Origin of the sequence: Psychromonas sp. SP041, assembly GCF_000470315.2 — a bacterium.
Taxonomy (GTDB): Bacteria; Pseudomonadota; Gammaproteobacteria; order Enterobacterales; family Psychromonadaceae; genus Psychromonas.
Genome location: NZ_CBRF02000013.1, coordinates 1 through 24,898, shown reverse-complemented (window position 1 = coordinate 24,898; position 24,898 = coordinate 1). Strand labels below are relative to the sequence as shown.

General features: G+C 35.6%; 26 protein-coding genes. 7 read left to right on the top strand and 19 right to left on the bottom strand.

The features are described from left to right. Positions 1 to 47 precede the first annotated feature (47 nt). Positions 48 to 2,066: an NAD-dependent DNA ligase LigA gene (gene ligA / locus SP041_RS08975; RefSeq protein WP_025562846.1), complete on the top strand. Its 2,019-nt coding sequence runs from the start codon at positions 48 to 50 to the stop codon at positions 2,064 to 2,066. A 92-nt stretch (positions 2,067 to 2,158) separates the two neighbouring features. Here ligA and SP041_RS08970 read toward each other — a convergent pair whose 3' ends face one another. The 6 genes from SP041_RS08970 to SP041_RS08945 all read right to left on the bottom strand — a co-directional run bounded on the left by SP041_RS08970 (position 2,159) and on the right by SP041_RS08945 (position 7,808). Beyond that, a complete protein-coding gene (locus tag SP041_RS08970) occupies positions 2,159 to 2,998 on the bottom strand; it encodes a hypothetical protein (RefSeq protein ID WP_137297586.1) in 840 nt (279 codons plus the stop codon). Between the two features lie 171 nt (positions 2,999 to 3,169). Further along, positions 3,170 to 3,532: a hypothetical protein gene (locus SP041_RS08965; RefSeq protein ID WP_025562844.1), complete on the bottom strand. Its 363-nt coding sequence runs from the start codon at positions 3,530 to 3,532 to the stop codon at positions 3,170 to 3,172. A 59-nt stretch (positions 3,533 to 3,591) separates the two neighbouring features. Then, the gene (locus tag SP041_RS08960) at positions 3,592 to 4,956 is read right to left on the bottom strand and encodes a bifunctional diguanylate cyclase/phosphodiesterase (protein ID WP_025562843.1); all 1,365 of its coding nucleotides are present in this window, start codon (positions 4,954 to 4,956) and stop codon (positions 3,592 to 3,594) included. Positions 4,957 to 5,261: 305 nt separating this feature from the next. Further along, entirely contained in the window at positions 5,262 to 5,591 is a 330-nt protein-coding gene (locus SP041_RS08955) for a hypothetical protein (RefSeq protein ID WP_025562842.1), read from the bottom strand. Between the two features lie 105 nt (positions 5,592 to 5,696). Then, positions 5,697 to 7,049 carry a hypothetical protein gene (locus tag SP041_RS08950; protein WP_025562841.1) on the bottom strand — a complete coding sequence of 451 codons (1,353 nt, stop codon included), beginning with the start codon at positions 7,047 to 7,049 and terminating at the stop codon, positions 5,697 to 5,699. Between the two features lie 147 nt (positions 7,050 to 7,196). After that, positions 7,197 to 7,808: a hypothetical protein gene (locus tag SP041_RS08945; protein ID WP_025562840.1), complete on the bottom strand. Its 612-nt coding sequence runs from the start codon at positions 7,806 to 7,808 to the stop codon at positions 7,197 to 7,199. Positions 7,809 to 7,951: 143 nt separating this feature from the next. On the opposite strand from SP041_RS08945, the gene SP041_RS08940 reads away from it, so the two are divergent. Further along, entirely contained in the window at positions 7,952 to 9,232 is a 1,281-nt protein-coding gene (locus tag SP041_RS08940) for a hypothetical protein (protein ID WP_025562839.1), read from the top strand. Positions 9,233 to 9,286: 54 nt separating this feature from the next. Here SP041_RS08940 and SP041_RS08935 read toward each other — a convergent pair whose 3' ends face one another. Continuing rightward, the gene (locus tag SP041_RS08935; RefSeq protein WP_025562838.1) at positions 9,287 to 9,814 is read right to left on the bottom strand and encodes a hypothetical protein; all 528 of its coding nucleotides are present in this window, start codon (positions 9,812 to 9,814) and stop codon (positions 9,287 to 9,289) included. A 361-nt stretch (positions 9,815 to 10,175) separates the two neighbouring features. Here SP041_RS08935 and SP041_RS08930 point away from each other — a divergent pair, with 361 nt between their 5' ends. Next, a complete protein-coding gene (locus tag SP041_RS08930) occupies positions 10,176 to 10,811 on the top strand; it encodes a hypothetical protein (protein ID WP_025562837.1) in 636 nt (211 codons plus the stop codon). Positions 10,812 to 10,825: 14 nt separating this feature from the next. On the opposite strand, the gene SP041_RS08925 is transcribed toward SP041_RS08930, so the two are convergent. After that, positions 10,826 to 11,392 carry a hypothetical protein gene (locus SP041_RS08925; RefSeq protein WP_025562836.1) on the bottom strand — a complete coding sequence of 189 codons (567 nt, stop codon included), beginning with the start codon at positions 11,390 to 11,392 and terminating at the stop codon, positions 10,826 to 10,828. Between the two features lie 44 nt (positions 11,393 to 11,436). Continuing rightward, complete coding sequence (locus SP041_RS08920) at positions 11,437 to 11,859, bottom strand: DUF4262 domain-containing protein (protein WP_025562834.1); 423 nt, start codon at positions 11,857 to 11,859, stop codon at positions 11,437 to 11,439. 161 nt (positions 11,860 to 12,020) lie between these two features. Between SP041_RS08920 and SP041_RS08915 the strand changes: the two genes are divergently transcribed. Beyond that, the gene (locus tag SP041_RS08915) at positions 12,021 to 14,390 is read left to right on the top strand and encodes a hybrid sensor histidine kinase/response regulator (RefSeq protein ID WP_025562833.1); all 2,370 of its coding nucleotides are present in this window, start codon (positions 12,021 to 12,023) and stop codon (positions 14,388 to 14,390) included. Between the two features lie 160 nt (positions 14,391 to 14,550). Then, positions 14,551 to 14,853: a hypothetical protein gene (locus SP041_RS08910; protein ID WP_137297585.1), complete on the top strand. Its 303-nt coding sequence runs from the start codon at positions 14,551 to 14,553 to the stop codon at positions 14,851 to 14,853. Here the strand turns inward: SP041_RS08910 and SP041_RS08905 are convergent. Continuing rightward, on the bottom strand, positions 14,834 to 15,316 hold the full coding sequence (locus SP041_RS08905) for an NUDIX hydrolase (RefSeq protein WP_025562831.1): 483 nt from the start codon (positions 15,314 to 15,316) through the stop codon (positions 14,834 to 14,836). The genes SP041_RS08910 and SP041_RS08905 overlap by 20 nt on opposite strands. A 170-nt stretch (positions 15,317 to 15,486) precedes the next feature. Here SP041_RS08905 and SP041_RS08900 point away from each other — a divergent pair, with 170 nt between their 5' ends. Continuing rightward, positions 15,487 to 15,777: an HU family DNA-binding protein gene (locus SP041_RS08900; protein ID WP_346763644.1), complete on the top strand. Its 291-nt coding sequence runs from the start codon at positions 15,487 to 15,489 to the stop codon at positions 15,775 to 15,777. Between the two features lie 49 nt (positions 15,778 to 15,826). Here the strand turns inward: SP041_RS08900 and SP041_RS08895 are convergent, their stop codons facing one another. The 9 genes from SP041_RS08895 to SP041_RS08855 form a co-directional block, all read right to left on the bottom strand. Beyond that, positions 15,827 to 16,960 (bottom strand): PRTRC system protein D, encoded by a 1,134-nt coding sequence (locus SP041_RS08895; protein WP_025562828.1) that lies wholly within the window; start codon positions 16,958 to 16,960, stop codon positions 15,827 to 15,829. Positions 16,961 to 17,204: 244 nt separating this feature from the next. Further along, positions 17,205 to 18,128 carry a hypothetical protein gene (locus tag SP041_RS08890; protein ID WP_025562827.1) on the bottom strand — a complete coding sequence of 308 codons (924 nt, stop codon included), beginning with the start codon at positions 18,126 to 18,128 and terminating at the stop codon, positions 17,205 to 17,207. Between the two features lie 164 nt (positions 18,129 to 18,292). After that, positions 18,293 to 19,831, bottom strand: a complete 1,539-nt coding sequence (locus SP041_RS08885) for a hypothetical protein (protein WP_025562825.1) — start codon at positions 19,829 to 19,831, stop codon at positions 18,293 to 18,295. A gap of 120 nt (positions 19,832 to 19,951) precedes the next feature. Then, on the bottom strand, positions 19,952 to 20,500 hold the full coding sequence (locus SP041_RS08880) for a hypothetical protein (RefSeq protein ID WP_025562824.1): 549 nt from the start codon (positions 20,498 to 20,500) through the stop codon (positions 19,952 to 19,954). A 75-nt stretch (positions 20,501 to 20,575) separates the two neighbouring features. After that, positions 20,576 to 20,800: a hypothetical protein gene (locus SP041_RS08875; protein WP_025562823.1), complete on the bottom strand. Its 225-nt coding sequence runs from the start codon at positions 20,798 to 20,800 to the stop codon at positions 20,576 to 20,578. Positions 20,801 to 20,878: 78 nt separating this feature from the next. After that, positions 20,879 to 21,481 carry a hypothetical protein gene (locus SP041_RS08870; RefSeq protein ID WP_025562822.1) on the bottom strand — a complete coding sequence of 201 codons (603 nt, stop codon included), beginning with the start codon at positions 21,479 to 21,481 and terminating at the stop codon, positions 20,879 to 20,881. Positions 21,482 to 21,558: 77 nt separating this feature from the next. Further along, on the bottom strand, positions 21,559 to 22,407 hold the full coding sequence (locus tag SP041_RS08865; RefSeq protein ID WP_025562821.1) for an RNA polymerase sigma factor RpoD/SigA: 849 nt from the start codon (positions 22,405 to 22,407) through the stop codon (positions 21,559 to 21,561). A 147-nt stretch (positions 22,408 to 22,554) separates the two neighbouring features. Then, a complete protein-coding gene (locus tag SP041_RS08860) occupies positions 22,555 to 23,667 on the bottom strand; it encodes a hypothetical protein (RefSeq protein WP_025562820.1) in 1,113 nt (370 codons plus the stop codon). Positions 23,668 to 23,785: 118 nt separating this feature from the next. Beyond that, a complete protein-coding gene (locus SP041_RS08855; protein WP_025562819.1) occupies positions 23,786 to 24,274 on the bottom strand; it encodes a helix-turn-helix transcriptional regulator in 489 nt (162 codons plus the stop codon). Positions 24,275 to 24,547: 273 nt separating this feature from the next. Between SP041_RS08855 and SP041_RS08850 the strand changes: the two genes are divergently transcribed. Next, positions 24,548 to 24,898, top strand: a 351-nt coding sequence (locus tag SP041_RS08850; RefSeq protein WP_137297584.1) for a hypothetical protein, incomplete at its 3' end; no start/stop codon positions are given.

Sequence of the window (24,898 nt, the reverse complement as noted above, 5' to 3'; positions counted from 1 at the left end):
AATCTTATATAATATATGCACCTTAAGAAAACATATGAGATTTTGTAATGACTCCAAACAATAATGAAAATGTATTGGCAAAAATGACCAACATTGTTAATAAACTAAATGAGTTTAGCCATGAATTCCACACTCTTGCAGCCCCAAGCATTAGCGACGGCGAATATGATCAGCTCTACCGAGAGTTATTGCAACTTGAGGCTAGCAACCCTGACATAAAAATACCTTATTCTCCTTCGTCACGAGTGGGCGAAATGCCTTTGCCTGGATTTGATGAAGTTCATTACAAAATCCCAATGCTCTCTCTTGATAACGCCTTTAATGATAAAGAGCTATCCGATTTTATTACTAATTCTGCGAATAAGTTGGGAGTACACCCTGAACAAATTGAGCTTGTTGCTGAGCCTAAGCTAGATGGCCTAACAGGTAATTTACGTTACGAAAACGGCATTCTTGTTTCTGCTGGAAGCAGAGGAAATGGTGAGGTAGGTGAGAACTTATTTGCAAATGCTAAGACCATTAACTCAGTCCCGCTTAAACTTAGAACCAATAACCCTCCTGAGCTTCTAGAAGTTCGCGGTGAAGTGTTCATGAGCCATCAATCTTTTAAACAAAATAATGAACGATTCGAAAGCATTGGAAAAAACAAGTTCGTTAATGCACGAAATGCAGCTTCAGGTTCATTCAGAAACTTAGATTCGCGAGTAACTTCAGAAAGAAATCTTTCATTCATTGCCTTTAGTGTAGGTGATGTATCACCTGGTTTTTTACCTGAAACACAAGCGGAAACTCTTGATCTATTACAAGAGCTTGGCTTCACTAAAAACAAAGAAACTAAGTCGCTTAAAGGCGTGACTGAAGCAACCAACTACTATAATCAACTTAAAGAAAAGCGCCCTAATCTTCCTATGGATATCGATGGCATTGTTTACAAAATTAATAATGTTGAGCAACAAGAAGACTTAGGTTACATATCTCGTGCTCCTAAGTGGGCTATCGCTCGCAAGTTTCCACCAGAAGAAAGAGAAACTATTTGTGAAAGCATCCACACAACTGTCGGTCGCTCAGGTGCAATCACTCCTTGTGCCACCCTTACCCCAGTCTTTGTCGGTGGTGTAACAGTAAGCAGCACAACACTCCATAATATGGATAACATCAACAAGCTAAACATTGCCCCTGGAGATACAGTTGTTGTCGCTCGTAACGGAGATGTTGCTCCTGGCATCCAATCAGTTTCGAAACGAAAAGAAAAAGATAGAGTTCTATTCACAATGCCAACTACCTGCCCTGTTTGTGATTCTCCTGTCAAACAAGCAGAGGGAGAAGCAAAAATGTATTGTACTGGCGGACTTTATTGTGAAGCACAATCAATAAAGAGCATTATTTATTTCGCATCTAGAGAGCAAATGAATATTGTAAGCTTAGGCGATGTTTTAGCTGAAAAGCTTTTTAAAGCTGGAAAAGTAAAAACAATTCCTGATATCTATAACTTAACAGTTAACGATATTGCTGGTATTGACGGAATGGGCGAAGTTAGTGCTAAAAAGATAATTGCTAACATTGATAAAACAAGAAAAGTGCTTTTATCTACATTTATCTCGTCCCTAGGAATTCGTGATGTTGGTTCAACAGCAAGTAAGAGCCTTGTTCAAGCATTCTCAAGCCTTGAAGAGATCCGCTCTGCGAGCGAAAAGGACTTTTTAGATAAAGTAGATGGCTTTGGAAAGCTGATGTCTAAATACCTTTATGATTTTTTACAAAATGAGAATAATATTTCAATTATCGATCGTTTACTTGCAGTAGGATTTGAATTTGAAATCCCTGTTATTAAAACACCGCTTAAAGGCCAAACATGGGTGATTACAGGCTCTTTTTACAAGATTACACGTAAAGATGCCAAAGCAACGCTTGAGGGGTTAGGTGCGAAAGTAGCAGGCTCTGTTAGCAAAAAGACAACAAAGGTCGTTGCTGGGCCGAATGCGGGCAGTAAATTAGATAAGGCAAATGAAAATAACATTGAAATCATTTCAGAAGATGATCTGATTGAATTTATTGAAAGAAATTGATTGATTAACTAAATAAGAAAGCCCTACTTAAGGGCTTTCTCTTTAATTAAATTTCAACTTAATTTAGCTATTTAAAGTATTAAAGTCTATTTTTAATCCCACCAGTTTACGGATTCAGAATCATCTGTAGTCGTATCAGAGGAATACCCATCTTCCCACCATTGATCACTTGATGAATCTGTAGTGGTTTCGGCTTCAGATGTGTCTGATAATGAAGAATCATCATCGCTACCGACATAGTCATTATATGCTGAACGGTCATAACTGTATGTGCCGTCCGAAATAACTATCTGGCTAATACTTGTGCTAGGGTAAGCGTAGACAGAGTTAGTTAATTCACCATCACTCCACCCATTTAATCTTACCGTATGGGCATCCACTTCACTGTCAGTTAAATAAAACGGCATTCCAGAAACCCACCACCCTAAGCATGTTGACCAAACCTGATAGTCAGAATAATCTTCTGAGCTTGATATATTGGTAGACATTACGTCAAGCGCATCTGTTATGGCTGTATCGGTTACGTAGTCACTTTCTGACTGAATTTGATCTGCTGATTCTTGGTAGGTATCCATTGTGCTGTCATATATTTCCTCAGTTACAGAAATGGAGTCACTATTTCGGTTCATCATTGCTGCAATATCATATGAGTAGCCATAAAGATTATTCTTGGCAATTTCTGCCTCATAAAATATTGTATATGCGGAGGCACTACTAGAAGAGGAGATTGCTGGCATTGTTTCAATTTCAGAATGGAATTGGCCCATTATTGGAAAGTTTGATTCGTAAGATTCCGACGAACCAAATACTGATGAGTATCCAACATCTGATGAGCTTCCACATTTGGACAGGAGTTCGCTGTATGTCTCGTCTCCAGGCGTGTAGGCTGTGTATGAAAAGCTTGCTGCATTTGAGCTTACAGTGAAGGCCATAAGAAGAGATGTTACTATTTTTCTCTTTTTCATTGATTAAATTCCCAAAGATGTAATGACTAGTTATTATTTTTAAGTATATTATATATTAATTAACCAGGCCACATTCTATAAACTAATCATATTAATTCACACTTTGGGAATCTTTGTTTAAATATTTAAAGCGCAGTGTTACTTATATTCCAAATGCACCAGCTTTTTATCCAGCACCTCATTATAAAATTCTTCTGAGTTCTTCATTCCGTCAATGATGTATGACTTAAGGGATGAGCCTGCCAAGTGAACGACGGCCATGTAAAGAACAGATAAAAGAAACAGTAACTTGAAGGGAGTGAACAAAGTAAGTATGCAACCAACCCATACGTATATCGCTGACTTTTTTACTTTCAAAAGTCTTTGCAGCTTTGTTTTAATAAATTCATTTTTTTGAAGTTCTATACTGCCCTTAAACATTTCTTTGTCATCAAACATAATGCTTACGTTTTTCTTAGCATGAGCAAGTACAAAATCATCGTGTGTTTTTTTTGTAGTCATTATAAACCCTCTTGTTATCAACTTGGATTATTATAACTCTTTTAATTATTTATGCCAATTTACTGTGTCGCGGTAACAAATTCTTTTAAAGGCATCGGCTTATGGTAATAAAACCCTTGTATTTGAGTACACCCTGATTTTATTATGAATTTCGCTTCTTGGATAGACTCAACACCTTCTGCTACCGATTGCATTCCAAGACCATTTGCCAAGGCGACTATTGCATTGATTATGGCGCCTCTCTTGCGGTTTTCATGGCATCCACTCACAAATATTCTGTCAATTTTAATTATGTCTATTGGTAGCTCTGAGAGAAATTGAAGTGATGAGTATTCCGTGCCAAAGTCATCAAGCGATATTTCAATCCCCAACTTCTTTATTTTCAGCAAGGTTTCTTTTGTTTTACTTATATCTTCAGCGATACAATGTTCTGTAATTTCCATTTGTAGCTTATTAGGATTTACTTTGTACTTAAGTATCATCTTTTCAATGAAAAGCCTGAAAACCTCATCTTTTAATTGATTCGGAGACACATTGAAAGAAAATTTAATGTTTGAGATATTATTATCTTCAAGACCTTTGATATCTTTGCATAGCTGCTCAAACACCCATTTGCCAATATCATTTGATAACCCGTTTTTTTCAGCAAAGGGAATAAATTCTGCAGGAGAAATCTGTTCACCACTTTTTGTTTTCCATCGAATGAGTGCTTCAGCTTCCTTGAGTTCTGTACCGCCCTCTTTGCAATTCACTTTTGGCTGGTATGAAAGTGAGAACTCATTTTCTTGAATAGCTTTTTTTATTTTCGAGATCATAACCGATTTTTCTATTGATTCCGTTTCCATTTCTCTCGAGAACCAACGGTACTGATTGCTGCCAGATGATTTAGCGTTACACATCGCCATATCTGAAAATTTAATTAGCTCTTGTTTGCTTTGTGCCTGTGTTGAATATTCAGCCGCACCGATACTGGCTGAGATGACCAGAGTTTCTGACTTTGTGGCAACTGGCTCTTTAAAGCCTGAGGACACTTTTCTCATCACAGATGTAATAAAGCTTGATTTATCATATCCATTAATGGCAATTGAGAACTCGTCTCCAGAGACCCTACAGAGGTTGTAGGAGATAAATTCATCTATGCTTTCATGAATACAATAATTAATTGCAGATTGAATTCGTTTACTGATCTCGAGAAGTATTTCATTTCCTGCGCTATAACCGTAACAGTTGTTAATGTCTTTGAACCCATCAATATTTATTAGGATCACTGATAATTTATCTGCATCTTTATTTGAGCTAGCATGTAAGGCTAGGGACTCATGAAAATATTTAATATTTCCTAGGCCTGTTAGCTCGTCGCAAAAGGAGTATTTCCTATTGCTTGAGAATAACTTACTAAGATAATGCATAACTTTAGAACGCATGAATAATCCTATTATTGGACAGCTAACGCTTTTCAATAACTTAAACCAGTACAAGTTTGTTGTTCAACTTATACAAAGACAAAAAACTTAGACAAACATCTAAGCTTTTTTATTTATTTTATAAGGAAGCAAGAAAGCAATTCTTCTTCTACCAATTAAAAACCAGATACAATATGACTACAGCGCCAGTATTGACGCAATATAAACGAAAGCAATCAACGATTCAATATCTTAATAATATAACTTCAATTTATTTTTTGTCAAATAAGAGGTTCTTGAGGTAGACGGTTATTTTTGACCAATTATTAGCAGTCTCTGGTAGGAATAGGAAACTCCTCTGATGGCGTCGAGGGAACTCCCATCGCTTTTAAGTATGACGATTTGTGCCCTTTCTTCCTGGCATTGTCTATTATCTTTTTAAACAGCTCATCGATGTTCCAAACTTCGTTAATCCATCGATAAAGTCGTATTTTTTCAAACTTTGATTTATCTTCGTTAAGGCAGGTTGTGCTGAATCCGCTTTCGCTATCTTCAAAAGTTAAGAAAATAGGCATATCTTCTTGTTTTGCTATAAGTGCAATTCTTTCAACTAATGGCTGAATTTCCTTTGAGTATGTTTCTTCTAAGTTCTTCATCTGTATATCTCGAAAACAATTTCTTAAATAGTAACTTAATGAAAGAGTGTTATGCAATGTCACACATTATCATTAAGTTTAATTAACCGTTATTTTTAGTCGACTTTACCTAAACCGCCAGCTCATTCTTTCTGTGTGCTCTAACGCTGTATCTAACTTTTCAAAAGCTGCGTTTATCTCATTTTCTACGCCCAAATTTCTGGCGAGAATGTTATGGATTCGAGAAACGGGCGAAAACATTCTAATGTCGAGAATATCTAACTCATCCATTTTGGCTCTTACAATATAAAGAAGGTTACAAGTAACAAAGTGTTCACCTTGATAGAATGGATTCCAATGATTTGTGATTGGAATCGCAATATCCTCAGATACGTTAAACTCTTCCATTATGTAGCTAGACAGCGATATTTGAGTGAATCCTCTGAATTTCTTCTGAATATCTGGCAAATATCTGTGTCTATTAATTTTCATTTGGTCTGAGAGATCAAGTGATTTGTCAGCCCCGCCATCACATAGCCACCTTGCAGTATTATATCCAATTAATCGCCCTAATGTTCCACCTAGTCGAGGGGCTATCCCTAATTTAGACTTAGTGGTCTTGAGAATTTCCGTCATTAAAAATGTGATAATGCTGATGTTCTTGTAGACAGACTCACCAATTGAAAAGTTAACATCTAATGGAGAAACACTACCACCAGGGAGAGTCAATTCCTTTAGCGTTAAATAGATATTGCGTGGCCCTATTTCTGTTATCATTTCATAAATACTTGGGCTTTTTGTTCGGCCACCATTTTTATAGTAATTCATTAGGATATGCCCATAGATATAAGGGTCAATATCGATAATCTCTTCTAAAAAATCGATGTCATCAGTATCCATTAAGTCAATTTCTTTTCTTGTTGAATCAAATAGAACTGGCAAGTCCTTTGCTGACATATGCTTACTTAGATGACTTTTTATTTCCAGCATTTCTTTCTTAAAGCCCTCACCATTGGTGTCTAGGTTGAGGCCTTCAGTATTTGCCAATGTAGATACAGGAAGAATTTTATAGTTTTGAAATAAAGAGATTATTTCGTTTGGGCTAATCCACACTCCTTCGTTATTAATACCTTTAGCAACGTGCACAGTTTCTTTTTCTAAAATAGATTCATCAAATACTGTAATGAAGTCTGAGCTATCTTGCTCTGTTAGTGGCATTTGAATCGTTGAACGATTTAAATTACCAGCACTTCTTACTGAAAGGTGATCTTCACCTAAAAGCTTTCCAATTAGTTCAATATCTAAAACTCTGTCGCCCGTAAATACAATTTGGTACATTCTGCATGGAATAGTATCCTTTGAAACATGAGCAACATGAATCATGTGCTCAGATCCTTTGCCAAACAAATCTGATCGGCTAACTTTATCAATTTTATAATTGTTTTTTTTATCGACAAGTCGATGAATCAAGGACTGCATTGGGTAATTCCATAAGTAAGTTCCTCTAAATTATATCTTATTTTATATTCTTCATCAAACAAACGAATAAGTACCGCAAGCTTTTGATTAAATTTTTACAGTAAAATAAGATATAAATACTTAGCTGAATTTAGTCAATTTTTTGTGTTAATCGAACGCCATTCCTGATTCTAGATTTTTTTGTGAATCCAATATCGAATTAATTGAGTCGTAAAAGACTTCATTAAAATTTTCTAATGATTTTACAATAGCTTTTGATGATGAACTAGCTCCCGCTATAGCCCAAGATCCATTTTCATGAGTTAGAGACAGTTTAGAATCAGAAAGCTCTATCTTTCCCTCTCTTGCCGCTCTAATTATGCTCGGATACCCCCAGTTTCTATCATAGTCTTCTATCTGTGTCGGAAAAGAATTAGTTATTTCCATATCAACTAGTTTCAACCCATCTAAAAAACGATTGTTCATCAAGTCACTTGAATTAATTTTGTAATCAAAAAAGAAAAAGTCTCCTTGTTCGTCCTTATAAGCTTGACCTCCGATAAGATCACAAACGTAAACGGCTAAAACTTCTCTTTTTGATAATTCGTGATGCCCTATCGTACTTTTCTTGGCAATCACCACCTCGGGGCTTGAAAACTTATTTATTCCTCTACTATTTAAAATTGAAGCTCGCATTTTTTTTAAGTTATCATAAGGCTCAACTGTCATTAGATGATCTAATATCATCTTCCAATCATTTATATCTTTAACTTTTTTCATGTATGTTATCCCTGATTTATTATAACTAAATTTAAAATCTCCAATTAAATAAGTGGGTTACGAATATCACACACTTCATTAATATTGACCTTTACTAACAATAGCTATATATTATTTGAAAGTTAATGCGTTTGGTATTTTAAATGAAAAACAACAATAATAATAATAATAATGTTCACGGAAATCGACTTAAAGCATCGTTGATTTTCTCTCCTGTTATCGAAAGACTGGAAGCAATACTTAAATTTCCGGTTATCGATAAAATGGTTATGGAATCTCTTTCGTCAAAGGTGTCGCCTGTTAATGTAATGAAAGGCCACAATACTAACTATAATAAAATAATTAAGCCGATATTCTTCATATCTTGGCTGGCTGTAGCTAACGTCTCTTTATTCGGAATGATCCCATTTGTAGCCTTAACCTCCTTCTTTTATTTCAGGAAAAAAGAAGTAGAAGAACTTGCTAGTGTTATAGCAAGAATCCCTGAAGTAAAAAAATGCACTCTGGCTTGTGCTGCATCCCTAAAGAAAAGCAATGAGATTAACCCTGGCTATGATGTATATACTGTAGAACCGGTACTCTATGACTACGTAATGAATTCTAGCGATAAAAACAATCGAATCTCAGGTAGGACTGCAATAAACCTTTTTCTTTCTTTGTATGCCGCGACGGGCAGTGATAATGCAAGCATAGAATACAAAAGAAAGATTATTGGTGAAATAATGGATAATCAAAATAATAGTGAAAAATCAGAAGATTCGCTCACTTTCCTTTCTGAACCTATTGATGAAGAATATAAAGAAATTGGAAACGATGAGGCGGACAAAATACGCGCTATTGCCTTAGACGTCATGAGTACTAATCCGTCAGGGAAAAAAGTAAGTCTTGTTAAATCATCCCAATTAGAAGTTGAGCCTGCTAGTTCAGATATTTCTAAAACTGAACATGCTAAGGCTGAGATCAACAAAGCAGCCAATGCTAAAATAGACACCGTTAAAGTGAAGCCTGCTAAAGTAGACACCGTTAAAGCCAAAGCTGTTAAAAAAGAAAGTGTTAAAACAGAGATTACTAAAGCAGACACCGTTGAAACGAAACCTTCTAATAAAGAGAATGTTAAGGTAGATACTGTTAAAAAGGAACATGCAACCCCTTCACAGGAGCTGGCCCAGCATGACTCTGATGAGCTCAGTGGTGATGATGTCTTTCAACTAGCGCACTCTATGTCAGGTGAACAAGACTTTCCATCTTTCAATCATTCTATGTTCGACACAGGAGAGTCAATTAACGGCTTTGATTTACCTGAACACGAAAATGATATTGAAGACGACGAGGCTGATGATGACTATGATTACTTAGGCACAGGTGAACTATCTGATTACAGCGAGGAAGAAATCGCGAGAATGGTTGATGAAGGAGCGATTTAATAACCATGAATTTATCTTAGGCCAGCAAAAAATGCTGGCCTAACTGTTCGGAGATTACTGTTCAGTTTCTTCAGCTTCTTCAGTTTCTTCAGCTTCTTCAGTTTCTTCAGTTTCTTCAGCTTCTTCAGCCGGTTCAATTTCTTCAGTCTGTTCAGCAGTAATTTTAAAAGGATGTTCTACATTTAAATTATCGCATTTAGCAAAATCGACTGGGCTAGACAAAACAATTTCTGCTAACGCAATTAGAGAATCATGGATTTCTTTATTGCTATGTTCAAACTCACACTTTTTAAATGTTTTTACTTCAATACCAACACCTAATATTTTTGTTCTTAGCACTTTGTTTTCAGGGTTTGAACTTCTGACTCGGACAAAGTCCTTTGAGCTGTCAATGATCCCCACTTCAAAATCTTCACCTTCACCACGTAACTTGATGAGCACTCCCGTTTCTTGCTCAAAAAAACGTATTTGTTCGGCAAAACCTGCTTTGACAGTTTCGAGATCCACTCCGGCAGATACCATGCCTTTAATTGATGATTCAAGTGTATCAAATCTCGCTTTATCTGTAACTTTTAGAGCCATTTTTCTAACCTCTTAATATTTTAATGGAAGCACATTATTTTTTATAAAAAAACACTATATTTAATTGATATATATAATAAATACTAACAAATATATTTGCCTTAGTAAACGAAAATGGATATATTAATAGGAGTCAGCTAAGGGCTTTTTGCCCAAAAACTTTTATGCTACAAGCTTTAATTTGGTGATTAATTCTCTGATAGATAAATTCTATGCAGTAGTCAAAATATCACTTTCCGAACTATAAAAAAGGAAAACAACAAATACCAGTGATGATATTTGTTAATAAATAATAATGAAGAAATCGACTATCTTAAAACTATTAACAACGGCGTCCCTCATCTCTTTAACTGGATGCTCATTGCTGAATGATAAAAACATTAAAGAATCTCATATTGATAATGTTGTGTGTGCACCAAAATTAGAGGGCATGGCACAAAGAGGCATCACTTTATATATCGAGCAAAGCAAACTCAATAAAGACGGCTCTGTGGATGCTAGCAGCACGATAAACTATGAATCTTCGGCTTACTTCAATCGAAATCAAGAAAGCAGTAAAGACAATCCAATTATTCATTCAGATAGAACGACTGAGGAAACACATATTCTTCATGGTTCATTGGTATCAAAAGATGGTGAAAACAATTTTGTCGTTACGCCTGAGGGCTTGAAGGTGGGCCTATCATACACAGGCTGGATGAACTTAGATAAAGATAGTCTTTCTGTCGAACTCTCATACAGAAAAGTAAACAGCGTGAAAGATGTACTTATTAACGGATATAGATTCAAAATTCCGAATACTGGAAAAATTGATCTAACTACATCGATTTCTGAGGCGATGGTGAAAAACATAGAGTATGTACTTACACCAGATGCACCTTTACAGAACATAAGATCATCATCAGGCATCAGTAAAAACTCTATTAAGCTTTTCTACTGCCCGATTTATCTTCCAAGCAACACTGTAATAGATACATCATTACAGCAACTAAAATAGCCATTGTCGGTTTCTTAATCGAAATAGCTGTAATTATCGGAATCAAGGATTTTCTCTTCAATCTTGGTCTTTGATTCCATAAACCTGATCGCTACATCATCATCATAAATTGAAATTCCCAAAGTACTTAATATATTTATCGTCTCTGATTCCAGAAGCGTAAATTCGTCCCCAAGCATCTTCCATTTAGGAATTACTAGCAAAGAGATTCTATCTTCAAAGTATTTGTTAAACATCCCTAGAAAAATTTCTAAGCTTGATATTTTTGAGTCGAAAGCATTAATACTTTCAATGTAAACAACTGGGTCGTCAAAAAAAATCATGTCCGACATAACCTTGCTTAATGATATTTTTTTAGCACCATCATCAAAAATAATTGGATAATAATTCTTAATCATAGGATCAATGTTCTTCGCCCACACAGGATGAAGACTAAGCTCATTAGCTAGTGCCCAGTTGAATGATTTTGCACAAATTGAGAATACGAGTTGGTCTTCTTTAAATACTCTAAATTTGATTTGATCAATAAATTGATTTGCACCTTTGGTATTACTTACATCCAATGAAAAGTTTGCTTCCAAAACAATAAACCTCTTAATTTAATTCAATGTGCATATGCCAGGTCTTAATTATCAATATTGAAGAAAGGGAAACTTCCACTCTTTCTGCCAATCCAGACCACTTCTGGAAGTTCTTTAATGCTATCTTTTTCTTTAAAATATTCAAACATTTGAGAAGTGTACTTGCTTGCTACTTCTTGCTTTACTACTTTGAACTGCACTGGAGAATCACCTAATTTTGTAAAGTTAACTAATTCTTCTAGTGGAATATCCATCTTTCTATAAAATAAATACCGGTCAATAAATTTAGATACAGTTTCACTTTCTTCATCTACAAATATAAGCTCAGGCCCATCGACAACACTACTTAAGCCTATTGTAAAAGCAGCCAGGCTTCTTTTGATTTCAAGACCTTCTATGCTTCCATCATGCACGTTCATGACTACGTATCCAGATTCATCTATTATTTTTTTTATTTTCGAATTCAAAAAGTTCTCTCCAACAAACAAGTTCTTATCATCTTAAGAGCTCAATGATAGTCGTTATATTGATGAATGAGAAGACACATAATCATATCTGCTCTTTTTTTTGTGTCAATTCTTCTTCATACTACGCAACCTTTCGCATCCCCCAAGGAACAGCAACAGAAATGAGTAGTACATTTACCAAATTTATTTTTAAGGTCATCATTCCTTTATTCTTACTGGCCATGGTTTTAATTGTCTATTACCAGACAACCAAAGCATCAGATAATAGAATTCGATTATCTAAGCAGATAAGTTACTATGGGAACATTATGTCTAAAGCGGTTATAGGGGACATTGTAGGTCATAATTCTGAAGCGCTTTACGCTTTAATAACATCATTAGAGCAACCTGACTCCATACATTCTGTTGAAATTCTTAATGATAAAAAAAGAGTGCTAGCTAAAAATACTATTTCATCTAATTCCGATGAAATATCAAAGTATAGTATAAGTAGCTATTTTATTGAGAACGGCAGGACATCTAAAATTACGCCGATATACCAATCCATTCATAAACGTGAAATGGATATCCCCTCTTTAAGTCAGTTCATTAATAAGAAGCCCATTGGGTATGTGGTGATCAGTTTTGATTATTACTATGTTACTTCATATGTATATTATGAAACGATTGTTGCAATAGTTTTTTTGATGGCATTTCTTCTTTTTATCTCATTTATTTTTAACTTAAAATTAAAACAGCTTAACGCACTAACTAATAAAATTAAAAACACACCAGCAAATAAGTTTGAATTAATTTTGGACACTTCCACATTTGATGTTTTAGAGTTAAAGCAGCTTTCGAGTGCAATAATTAACAAGCTTAAAGATCAAAAAGAAAATCTTATTTTAGAGGCTAGTGATTCGACTAAAAAGCTAAAGTTGTTAGAAAAGAACTTTGCGAATCTGAATGAGAGTATCGTGATATTAGGTGAAAAATATAAAGAGCACAAAACAATGGTTGCCTCCATTGGTCATGATATTAAAAGCCCTGTGGATGTTATTGAAAAAACTGCAGAGTTGATAATTCAAGCGACGAACTTAAGCTCACAAGACGTAGAGTGGATCAACAGAATTTCAAGAGCATCTTCTGAAATCGATTATCTTGCTAAAAATATAATGGACTCTTCCCTGCTTGACTCTGCACAGACAGAAGTCGAAGTTGATCTTCTTGAATTGTTGGTAAAGTGTGTTGTTAATGCAAGAGTAATTAACGAGAACAAATCAGTTAAGGTTTACACGCGGATTGATGAGACCTCACATAACTTCATCTACATGAATAAAGAATGGGTTAACCGGGTTGTAAACAACCTGGTAAGTAATTCGCTTAAACTAACAAATGAAGGAAGCATCTTTCTTACTTTTAACGCTTATAGCGACGACAATGGAGACTTCCTAAAAGTAACGATTAAAGACGATGGTCTGGGCCTATGCGAAGACGAATTAGAGATGCTGCGCAACGACTCATACCAGTCTGATTTAAGCATACATAGTATACATGGTGCGAGTCTTGGTCTATATATCTGTAAACTTCTGATAGAGGGCATGAATGGAGAAATTTTTGTTGATAGCAATCAAAGCTCTGGAACTGAGTTTACTTTTATCATACCTGTTTCGATACATGCGAAGAAATCGCCTGCCCAAATAAGATCCGATAGAGCGTTATCGCAGTGTGATGTGGATATTGCATTATTTACCTATGATCCTGAGTTAATAAAGTCTCACAGAGGAATTTTACAGCTTCTAATGCTTAATTGCTGTTTTTACAGCTCACTTGATGAAATTAAGGACCATGACATCATAGTTTGTGTCGACATTCCTAGTTACTCACAGGATATTGTGTCTAAGCTTAAGAGTCGATGTAAAAGACTTATTGTTTTCGAGGTTAACTCAACAAACAATATGTCCTTGTACAAAAGCGTAGGCATTGATCTTATTCTTCATCGTCACACTAGCCCATACGATTTTATTAAGAGAATAATTATGTGTCAGAAGGAAATGTCGAGTAACATTTCAAGAATAGGCACCGCATCATCAATCGGAACAAGCGTAACAAGTAACCTTATACAAAGCATTCCCTATGAAGACGAAAAGCTTCTTAGCGGGACTACAATCCTGCTGGTTGACGGCCATGAGGATCATTTAGCGACTATGTCTGAGCTTATGCGTAATGATGGGGCATTGGTTGATGCTTCGTTAGGCTATGAAGATGCGTTGATCAAACTAACAAACAGAAGATATGACATAATCATTACTGATTTTCACTTTAATTTCACGACAAAAAATGGCGCGGACATTTCGAAGAGCATTTCAAATTCTAACCATAACAAAGAGACTCCAATCATTTGCCTTACTGCCGATAGAGCAGTAACCAAAGCACCACAATCTAGCAAATACTTTAAGTCTATATTAGATAAACCAACAAATTATCAGAAAATACTAATGCAAATATTAAAATTAAAAACAAAGAATAAAGGTATCAGGAATTCGCTCTAAATAAGTATACTATATTTGCTATATTGGAAGTAGTAAGTATAATGGATTGGTAACGATTATATCGTTACCAATACTACAGACTTTAAAGAAGTGGATTTAGATTATGAAGAGTAACGCAATAAGACAGATAGAGCAGGAACAAAAAAGCTCTTTAATAGCTATGCTCATTAACTCGAACTGTATTGATGAAATATGTTCTGCAGCTTTCTTCACCGATGATACAGATGAAAGTTTATTTATAACCAAAATGCAGATGAAACTAGATGAAGATTCTAGGGTTCATACTTTTACTGATAAAAGCTATGACTTCGATGAACTTAGAGATGGCTTACTTTCCATTATAAATATCCATATGGATAATTATCCAGAAGACGAATCTGAAATGGACCAATGGAAAGAAGCACTTGATGATGCAAGTCCTGTGTGTGACTTACATATTTCTCTTACTCGTGGTTCGAACTAGATTTAAAATTGTCTGCAACAAAATCTTCAATATCTCTTTTTAACCCACCGTCGCGGAAAATTCTTTGCATGCTATAGCATGCTCTTTCTTCAAATTCTGACAGGTCAACCAACTCGAAACTGTCAGCTTCTGGGCCTTCTTTACCATCTTCATTTGTAAAGAAGCTAGTACAATAAAGCTGGTCAAGTTCAATATCAGGCATTTTTGTAATAAACAGCCATAAATCTTTATATTTATTATACTCAAACCAGCTTAAATCAAGCAGTGCTGATGGATCAACAACAATACCTGTTTCTTCTCTTGTTTCACGTATAGCTGCTTCAGATTCAGTTTCTTCTGTATTTTTTGTCCCTTTAGGAATGTCCCAGTGTCTTTGGTCCATCGGATGCAGCATAAGGACTTGCGATTTTGAATTAACAAACACTATCCCACAAGATAGTTTTTTGGTCAGATTATCTACCATTTTTTATTTAGCACCCTAGTTATTTTCTGGTGATATAATATAGCAACAATTGCATTTTTGGTCAATTAATCAATTATCTTTTAACTCAGCAGGTTATGAATGAAAATATATCTTTAATACTCTTGTAATGTATGCCCATGACAAGCTATTCTTAGTATATTATTAAATATATAACGGAGATTAAAATGAATAAAACACAACTTATTGCAGATGTCGCTATCAAAACTGGAATGTCAAAGTCAGAGATAAAAAAGGCATTAGAAGCTACGTTAGATACAATCACTAGCTCGTTACAAGACGGTGAAAGCGTTCAAATCCCCTCTCTAGGTACATTTAAGGTTTCAGCTAGAGCTGCTAGAACTGGAAGAAACCCACAAACAGGTGAGTCAATGAATATCAGCGCAAAGCTAGTACCAGCCTTCAAACCTGGAAAATTCATGAAAGAGTCTCTTAACCCATAAGACTCATCAGTAACGTAAAGCCCCCTTATCTGAGGGCTTTACTCATCTTCTATGCATTAGCAAGCATCTTTTCGTTCTTCATTCTCATTGCATAGTACAAAATCATACCCCAGTACATGAATCCTATGACATTTGAAAAGATCCCATCTTCCATTGTGTTCACTTCATGCTTTGAAAATTGAGTTCTAATCGATTTCTCAAATATCTTCGATGGCCCACCACCCATAATGATCTGAGCAATATCCTTACTCCACCCTATTCTACTGTGCATGAAATTTAAACTAGCATCAATAACTGGTCTTGTGCTGTGAATATGATCATTTAAATCTATTTCATCGCCATAAATATATATTGGACGAGTATCTTTTACACCTGAGTAGTTTTTTAAGTCTAGCGCCATATCTAATTCATTGTGATCATCATATGTGTCATTAATGTATTCTGAAATGCTTTTTGAAATTGCACACAAAACGGCATTCATTCCACCTGGTCTAGCACCTGAGCGATGAGAGATAACCTTAAATCCTTTTGACACAAGGAAATCAAACGTCAGGTATCCAGGGTCTACAATTAATGTTGTTGTTTTAGAAAAACGTTCAAAGCTTTCTGTAGATGAGACTGCATGATTATATAAAGCTCCCAGAGGCTGAGGAACAACGAGAACGTCTTTAATTTTATACGTTTTATCACCTACAACATGGTCGCCGATAACAAGCCTCTTCATTTGCTCTTCTTTACCCATGTTGTTTACAGGCAGCCCAAGAATCAATACATCAATAACTTCTTTGTCAATGTAGGCTAAAGTGCCTAGAAATAAAACCATCCACTGCTCAGTAGAGATAAAGTCCTCGTGCATTGCTCTTACATCATTCTTAGAAATAATGTCATAAACGTCTGGGCCGACTTCCCAATTATTACCGCCAAAACTAACTCGTTTGGTATTTCTGGTTGTAAAAAAGTCTCCAGAAATCTCTTCTTCTGGCGAATATGCCGCTTGAGATGGAAACAAATCACAAACAATGTCACCATTAATAATATCTTTAATGTACTTAACGTACCCATACCCAAGATCGATTGCGCTAATATTGGCTGTTCCGCCAAAATCTGTTAAGTGCTCCGTGTTTAAATGCATCATTAAGATTGAATCTGATATTTTGTTTCTAATAAAATTTGCGTCAAGCATAACTTCTTTCCTAGTCCCCAATTAATATAATATTTAGTATAATGATTTTAGCTTTAAAGTCAATATATTCATATTTGCAAATGCAGCATAGCAATAATCCCTATTACTCATTCTTAACAGCGACGGGATTGAAAATAAAGTTTATGCTAAAACAAAATGAGTGAAATAGTGGTTAAGCCCGCATTAAAAAAGCCACTTAACAAATCGCTAAGTGGCTCGGTATAGGCAATAAAAAGAACTTTATTTATTCTCTTTCAACACATGAATCCCATATGTCCTGAAGACCCCATTCAGTGGAAGCTGTAGAGGTACATGAATATGTCTGGACGTACTGATAAACAGTTCCACTAGGCGTTCTTTCTTCGGTATAGGTATAGATAACTTCATCTTCTGAAGTATGAGTCCAATCCCGTGTATTACTCCATAAGCAAGTTTTCTCATGAAGATAATACGTTTCATCAGTTTCAAAGTCCTCGTCTTCATCTGACCAGCTACCACAGTCGTAGTATGTTCCGTCATATACCCACTCTCCTTCTGTTACAGTAACAGAGCGCTCAGCATCTTCTTCATCATAACTACTAATCAATATTGGACTACCGTACTCTCTTATTTCACCCGTTGAGTTGTAAATCTGCATCTGCTGTTCATATTGTTCCTTGTAGATATAGTAAGTACCCTCCTGGTCATAGTCAGTTGTTTGATCTGCCGAAACTGGTGACCAGTTACTATACTCAGTCTCCCCGGTATATTCCCAGTCTGTAAATTCTGAGTCTGTGAATATCCAAGAGCTCATGGTGCCAATAGCGTCCTGAACTTCTGTTTCGGTAACATATCTCTCATTAGTATATGTTGTCGTCCTAGTCTCTCCAGAAACACTGTCTTCTTGCTCCGCTGTAACTTCCTGCTCTTGAAGCTGCTCACAATCGCGGCTCTGAATAAAGCTTTCATCTAAAAGAACCGAAGAAGTAGTAGGACTCCAAGATGTACAAGTCCTTTGCCCGTCAACATCAGTCCAGTCACCTTCGACTGTTGATATGTCCTCCCAGACAGAAATCGAATCTGACATTGGTGCTCTTATTGTAAATGTTTCTGCATAAGTTGGATGCCCCACAGTCAAGGCCAGAACGAAAACTAGAGGAGCGTTAATATTTTTCGTAGTTATTATCATAGAGATTAGTCTCATTCCTGTCTTAAGGCGGCAATCAGTAAGCTACACTAATTTAGTCCGCCTTATTTTAGAGTTTTTTAATGTGATCTGCAGTAAGGGGTAAATATAAACGATCCCCTTAATATCGTCAAATATTATACCAATTTACAGCTTAGGGTCATTACTTAAGCAAGCGAAAAAGAGACGTTGTTTTCCTTTTCATTTCTTTTAACAAAGTACAGCTTGGCATCACTGACTTCAGGGCTCTTTAATGCAAGTAAATCTTCTTTTTTCATCTCGACTTTTTGACTGTATAGCGGGTCCTGATTTAAGAATCCCCCTTCATTAAAAGGCAGCAACTTCAAGTGCTCTTTAACAAGATTTTTGTCTTCAAATAGAATTAAATGGCTGTGCTTTGCTCTAGCCGGTATCGCCGATTTTAAAGACGTCATTCCCTTATCAAGCGCTTTCAATGAGTTTTTTAAAACCTGAGAATCACTATAAGACTCAATTTCAAATTCAGCCTTAAATTTCTCAATTTTAGATTCAATATCACTTAGTTCTTTTTCGGTCGGAAACACCACTTTTAATCCATCGAAGCCTAAGCTACTGGTCATTTTCCTAAGAGCTTCAAATTCATTGTCGTGCTGCATAAAATAAGAGTTTAAATTATTCATTAATGCATATGAATCAAAAGAAGTTTTTGTATTAATAAGGTCTACCCATTGTTTTGCTACGTATATTTCATTCCCTCCCGTTAATCTCGTCATCAAAAGAAGTGAAGATAAACTAGGTTTGGCTAATAAGCTGCTAGTAACAGGTGTGGCATCTGCATGAAAGAGAGTGGAAAGACCTGGACCTAATTCATAAATATGGCTAAACACAAAATCTTTTCTATTTTGTATCTCACCTGAATCTTGAAGACTAAGCAGCTTGCCGCTTGTTTCAAAGCCATAGGGATTTGCATACGTAATAGCCTCATTAATCGAACCGGTTGCGTATGCGGCTCTCCCTTGGACAGATAAGCCTCTAGAATGATGTTCCGCTTCAGGCTCTAACTTATTAGACGCATGGCCGTGATAGTATTTATCCTCATCATATCCCATTAGCGTGAATGCTGGTTCATCAGAATGAGCAATAATTCTTGACACTTCACCGGCTTTAAATAACTTACCGTACTGGTTAATCCACATACCCTGCTCATTTTTACTAGCGATTATGTTCTTATTAACAATCAGTTGTTCTTTTTCTTCGGCTTCAACTAAGTCTTTGACTGAAAATGAATCGACTATCTCTGCTTTCTCACGAACGAGATTAAGGATTTCTTCGAATGAACTATTCTTATCCGCGACCACATTTAAATGTGTATCAACCCAGCCCTTGTCCGTTTTCGCATATGAGTTACTTACAGCATCAATAAGCCCGGCTGCATAGCCCTTTTCAATTCTAACCAAAGGGATGGTATACGTCCTAAAACTTAGTTGTTCATGTAACGCTTCTGGGGTGCTTTCGTCGTAGTCGATTCGGTTTCTATTGAGGTAGGTAATTTCTTCTTTAATGTCGTCTGGAGTTTTGTCATCAAAATCATTGATTAGATCTCTTAAAAAAGAGACAGAATCTACGCCATGGTATCCTTCGATACCGTCGGACGGATAAAGCCTATCAGTATTCCATGACTCAATATTTCCGAATCGAGAAAGGAACGATTTTGTAATATTATTCATAACAATATCCTTTTCTATTTAATATAACATATTTAACAAAATTGGTTTCGCTATGTATGACACAAATAGAAAGTCCAACCCTTAAACAATAGACATTATCTGAGGATTGGTTTTAACTTATTACATTTTTTTAAGGATCAGTCTAAAAGCTAGAGATTTGCCTTTACCCTTTGTAAGGTCGTAGGTGAAGTCATTATTTGATTCCTTAAATACAACTGCCGTTCCTGGTAAGAGTGGCATACTTCCTTTGACAGTTTTATTACATTTAGAGCTAAGCCAATAAGGCTGTTTGTCGCTATTAATAATAAATAAAACTTCGACGTCTGAATCTGATGAGCTTTTACTAAGAGTAAACTTTTCATTATTAGAAATAGTAATAATTTGAATCCAAGCTTCATAGTTTTCAAAATAATTTAGCTTACCTAGAGGAGAATTATTAATAATATCTCGAATTCTATAGTAGGCAATTTTCAATGTCCCAAAAGGAAATGTTGTTGCTAAAACTATTTTCCCATCAACTGCTTTTTCCTCCCCGCTACCAGAGCCTGCAGACATTGTTTTTTTCAGACTGCTAGAATCAAACTTGTTAATTTCAGGGATCTCTAATACAGAAAAGCCTTTGTTTTTAATGTCTTTTAAGTTAATTTTTTTATTGGCATGTTCAGTCAAAACAAATCCTTTATTATTATTTTTATTTAAATCTAAGATTAAGTCTTTTGCATAAATGATAGACCCAAGGGCCTATCATTTATTATTAACTAGGAATTTTTCTCTAAATTTAGCAATTCCATGTTTAGTCCCATCATCGAACTCGTTAAGCAATTCTTCAAACGAGTTTTCTGAAAATTCAGGCTCCATTTCTTTTATTGCTGCCAGCAATAATGATGTTCTACCTATAGAGAAATTAACTGTAGAAATGGAACCCATTAACATGAAAAAATAATCTACTACGTCTTCTTTTTTGATCATATATTTAATGGGCTAAAGCTTAAATTTTACTTTAAATAACACAAATAACCTTTAGCCCTTTCCTTGTTTCGGGAATATTTAGTTATAAATATTCATTGAGTTATTAAGAACCTGGTCTCTAATAGAGATGATTACTATTGGCTTTTCGATATCTGAATTAGCACTGAGATCTACACTGTTTATGACGCAAAAGGGATCTGATTTATTGTCGATAATCTCGTAGGCTTTATCAATATCATGGGCAATCTTTTTTTCTTTACTTTGTTGATAGTAATGATTAAAAATCTCGCAACTTTGGTTCGAGTCAGCTTCAAATCCAACAAATTTTATGTTTTTATAAACTTCAATTCGAGAACCAAGAAGAGGTTTTGCTGTAATTGCAATGAGCTTATGATTCTTAAGCTCAGTTTCAATTCGGTCGATGGTGCCAAATGTTGATAATGAAGCGCCTCCACTTAAATTAGCAGCGTGTTCATACATTTGTATAGCTCGTGCGTACTGTCTAAGTGCTACGGCGTCTATATGTGCTGACTTAGATAGATTGTCATCGTGGTCTTTTTGTACACTATGAGCTTTGTAGGCGGTATAAGAACACACAACGCTAACTGTTAGTGCTATACCAACCCACTTAGCCCAAAAATCAATTTTTGCGGGGTTATTCACTGGTTTTAGTTTTTTCATTAGTTCGACCTTTATATAATTAATAATAATTATAATTAAAAATAGTCAAATGGTCAAACTGGTGTCGTGTGTTTCTTCTATATTAACTGAGAGAACTCGATGCCTTTTCTTGATGCAAACTTTTGTAGTTTGTCGGTAGCTACATTAGCAATCTGTCTGATTCGCTCTCTACTTAATCCGAATACAGTCGCTATCTGAGATCTATTCTGCTCTGGATACCCGTGTAATCCATATAGCATGCAGATAATCTCTTTATGTTTAGGCGAAAGCTCTTCAAGTGCTACGCTTATCCAGTTTGATGCTTCTCTGTCTTCTACATCACTCTCCATTGAAGATTCGCCTTTGATTAGATTTATCATTTCATCACCATCTTCATCATCATTAGGCTTATGGTTTAATGAGTGTTCCCACTGCATTAGATCCATGACCGCACTGATTTTTGAAACTTCATCAGCCATGCCAACTTTCTTTGCAACAGACTCTGGCGTAATAAGCGCATCCGTCCCCCTCATTAAGCTTACTTCTTTTGCAACTTTGTTTAGTAACTTCATAGTATGAACAGGAACACTAACAATCTTTCTATTTTTATTTAAATGAAGCTCTATGCGGTATCTTATCCAATTTGAGGCGTAGGTTGATAGCTTATAACCCATTTCATAGTCATACTTCTCTACGGCTGTCATCAAGCCTTCATTGCCCTCTTGAATTAAATCCATGATCATGGCGCTATCATTTGTTTCATATTTTTTTGCGAGACTAATAACTAATCGCAAGTTATGTTTAATTAGCTTATTTTTGGACAATAATGATTCATTATGTAAATAGTCTTTACTTAGTTCAATTACTTCATTATGTGTTAATAAAGGAATATCTTTTACGCTATTAATATAGTGAGTAAGAGATGAAATTGACGCGACTTTGTTCATGATAACCTTCCAATAATAAGTTTAATTTGGCTGCTTTCTGCAATGCAAATAATATATCAATATTTGTATTTTCAGTCAATATTTATTATTAAAAAGTAATAAAGCCTGAATAACTTCAGGCTTTAGTATTAGATAAATAAATTAAATTTATTTAAGTGGAAGAGCTAAAGGCGTGTTGACTTCATTTTTGTGGAGATTATTTACTTGATTGTCTTCAAGAAGAACACCGTTAGTATCAAACTTAAGGCTTTCACCAGCTCTTAGGCGATTGAGATAATGAGCTTCTACAAACTTTCCTTTAATAGTTCCTTCGATAGGCTCAGCTACCGTATAGCGAGTAAATACATCACCGTATGGATAGCTAACATCTTTAACAAACATTCGATGGTCACTTCTTTTGTATAAAGGAAGATCTTTAATAAAGTCTGGTTCGCCCCAGGTCATTGTAACTTCATCATAATTCATACCGAAACGAATATTGCCTCGTTTAATATCGCCATAAAATTTAGACCTGATTTCTTTTTTATTAAATGGATTTCCCAAATAAAGTTTTTCTATATTCCAAGGAACGTAAAATTCACTTCCACTTTCGTTACTAACTTTAATTTGTGTACTACCTAACCTACGACCCTCATAGACGAAGTCACTCGCTAGAACATTCAGGACTTTCAACTTTTCAAAGTCATCAATATCAACCCATTGCTGTATATCTAGCGATTTACCTCTTAACTTTTCACCACTTGAAGCCGGCATTGCAGTAATGAATTTACCAATGTGCTTTTTAATTTTGAAGAAAGTGTCGGTAAACCTGATCGAAAGTTCATCCTCTAACCTATCCCAAGGAACTCTCCCGGTTACATTGTCATTTTCCGAGTCCATATATTTTTCTGCTGGGCCACTACTCTCATTAACCTTGAACCAAACTGTATCGCAATTATCTACAAGAGCATTATAATATCTTACTGGCTCTTCAACTCCATTAGAAGATAGCTCTGTTCGTCTAAAAAAGGATTTATCGTTAAGTTTTGCGTGGCGGTATTCATACTTTGCAACATTTAATTTATTACCATGGAATTTGTCACTGACAATGAATGGGTAAGTGTTTTCAGTCATTCTATTTTTGAAAGATAAAGAGGGATCAGATTGCAGAAAAGTAAACTCTCTTCCAGAGTCTCCCAAGTAGTCGCATGAATTTAGAACTGGGCTTGCTGACGCAAAAAGTGGAACCAGTGAAAGTGCTACTAGTGTTAGTTTTTTCATTTAAAAGGCCTTAAATTTAATTTTGACAAAATATACCAAAAATAAGAAATTAAAACCATTTTTTACTTTATTTGCCACCTATAGTGGCAATATTTAATAAGATTAATAATTTAGTCCGCTAATTATCTAAAAGAGCCAGTAATATAGATGGTGTAGATAACGTAGCTAATATTTCAGTACATAAACTATCATTTTCAACATCAACTCCGCAGTTATTTTTAAGGTATGAAAGCACCTGAGTTAGTTGCTTAGCCATTTTCACATTTAAATCATATGCTTTTGTGTTTTTGAACTCATCTCGTATATCACCAGGATCGCATTCAAAAACTTCAGCAAACTTTAATGCTGTTTTTAGACTAATAGGCACCTTTCCTGTTAAGTATTGTGAGAATAAACCTTGTGACCAACCAAATTTTTCTTTAGCAAATGTTTTTTGACATACATCTTTATGTGCTTTTTTGTACTCCTTCCATAAATTATAGATTTTTCTCGATGTTTCAATATCTTCATCAGAGACAAATCTCTTAGGCGCTGCAACAACTTGTACTTTATTTGATTCTTTACTTAATTTTATTTCATTTTGCTTTTTAAGAGCACTGTCTAACATAATAACTTTCCTAACATTAATCTGAATTAACAAATGTTAATAACTTTGACTAATTATAACCATTATATAACCTTGTGTCAATATGTAAACCAAAGTCCAGACAAACAAACGGCCTGTATAAAATACAAGCCGTTATTTAACTTATCCCTTTAAAATCAATAACTTAAGTTTTGGATCAGAACGGGATATCGTCATCAAAATCCATAGAAACATCATGCTGTTGCTGAGCAGGCGGTCGTTGCTGTTGCTGAGCAGGCGGTCGTTGCTGTTGCTGTGCAGGCGCTTGTTGCTGTTGCTGTGCAGGCGCTTGTTGCTGAGCAGGTGCTTGTTGCTGAGCAGGTGCTTGTTGTTGTTGCTGAGCAGGTGCTTGTTGTTGTTGCTGAGCAGGCGCTTGTTGTTGTTGCTGAGCAGGCGCTTGTTGTTGTTTCTGAGCAGGCGCTTGTTGTTGTTGCGGAGCAGGCGCTTGTTGTTGTTGCTGTGCAGGCGCTTGTTGTTGTTGTTGTGTTGGCGCTTGTTGTTGTTGCTGTGCTGTTGCTTGCTGTTGTTGCTTTGCTGGTTCTTGTTTCTGGTATTTCGCAGTCTCGTGTGCTTGTTACTGTGCAGATGTTTGTTCTTGGTTCTTAT

Coding starts and splice junctions, on each gene's coding strand:
- SP041_RS08960 (WP_025562843.1), bottom strand. CDS start 4,956: ATGCGTTCTAAAGTTATGCATTATCTTAGTAAGTTATTCTCAAGCAAT.
- ligA (WP_025562846.1), top strand. CDS start 48: ATGACTCCAAACAATAATGAAAATGTATTGGCAAAAATGACCAACATT.
- SP041_RS08955 (WP_025562842.1), bottom strand. CDS start 5,591: ATGAAGAACTTAGAAGAAACATACTCAAAGGAAATTCAGCCATTAGTT.
- SP041_RS08885 (WP_025562825.1), bottom strand. CDS start 19,831: ATGAATAATATTACAAAATCGTTCCTTTCTCGATTCGGAAATATTGAG.
- SP041_RS08970 (WP_137297586.1), bottom strand. CDS start 2,998: ATGGCCTTCACTGTAAGCTCAAATGCAGCAAGCTTTTCATACACAGCC.
- SP041_RS08855 (WP_025562819.1), bottom strand. CDS start 24,274: ATGTTAGACAGTGCTCTTAAAAAGCAAAATGAAATAAAATTAAGTAAA.
- SP041_RS08905 (WP_025562831.1), bottom strand. CDS start 15,316: ATGGTAGATAATCTGACCAAAAAACTATCTTGTGGGATAGTGTTTGTT.
- SP041_RS08935 (WP_025562838.1), bottom strand. CDS start 9,814: ATGGCTCTAAAAGTTACAGATAAAGCGAGATTTGATACACTTGAATCA.
- SP041_RS08910 (WP_137297585.1), top strand. CDS start 14,551: ATGCTCATTAACTCGAACTGTATTGATGAAATATGTTCTGCAGCTTTC.
- SP041_RS08965 (WP_025562844.1), bottom strand. CDS start 3,532: ATGACTACAAAAAAAACACACGATGATTTTGTACTTGCTCATGCTAAG.
- SP041_RS08940 (WP_025562839.1), top strand. CDS start 7,952: ATGAAAAACAACAATAATAATAATAATAATGTTCACGGAAATCGACTT.
- SP041_RS08945 (WP_025562840.1), bottom strand. CDS start 7,808: ATGAAAAAAGTTAAAGATATAAATGATTGGAAGATGATATTAGATCAT.
- SP041_RS08950 (WP_025562841.1), bottom strand. CDS start 7,049: ATGCAGTCCTTGATTCATCGACTTGTCGATAAAAAAAACAATTATAAA.
- SP041_RS08915 (WP_025562833.1), top strand. CDS start 12,021: ATGAGTAGTACATTTACCAAATTTATTTTTAAGGTCATCATTCCTTTA.
- SP041_RS08865 (WP_025562821.1), bottom strand. CDS start 22,407: ATGAACAAAGTCGCGTCAATTTCATCTCTTACTCACTATATTAATAGC.
- SP041_RS08870 (WP_025562822.1), bottom strand. CDS start 21,481: ATGAAAAAACTAAAACCAGTGAATAACCCCGCAAAAATTGATTTTTGG.
- SP041_RS08875 (WP_025562823.1), bottom strand. CDS start 20,800: ATGATCAAAAAAGAAGACGTAGTAGATTATTTTTTCATGTTAATGGGT.
- SP041_RS08895 (WP_025562828.1), bottom strand. CDS start 16,960: ATGCTTGACGCAAATTTTATTAGAAACAAAATATCAGATTCAATCTTA.
- SP041_RS08860 (WP_025562820.1), bottom strand. CDS start 23,667: ATGAAAAAACTAACACTAGTAGCACTTTCACTGGTTCCACTTTTTGCG.
- SP041_RS08890 (WP_025562827.1), bottom strand. CDS start 18,128: ATGATAATAACTACGAAAAATATTAACGCTCCTCTAGTTTTCGTTCTG.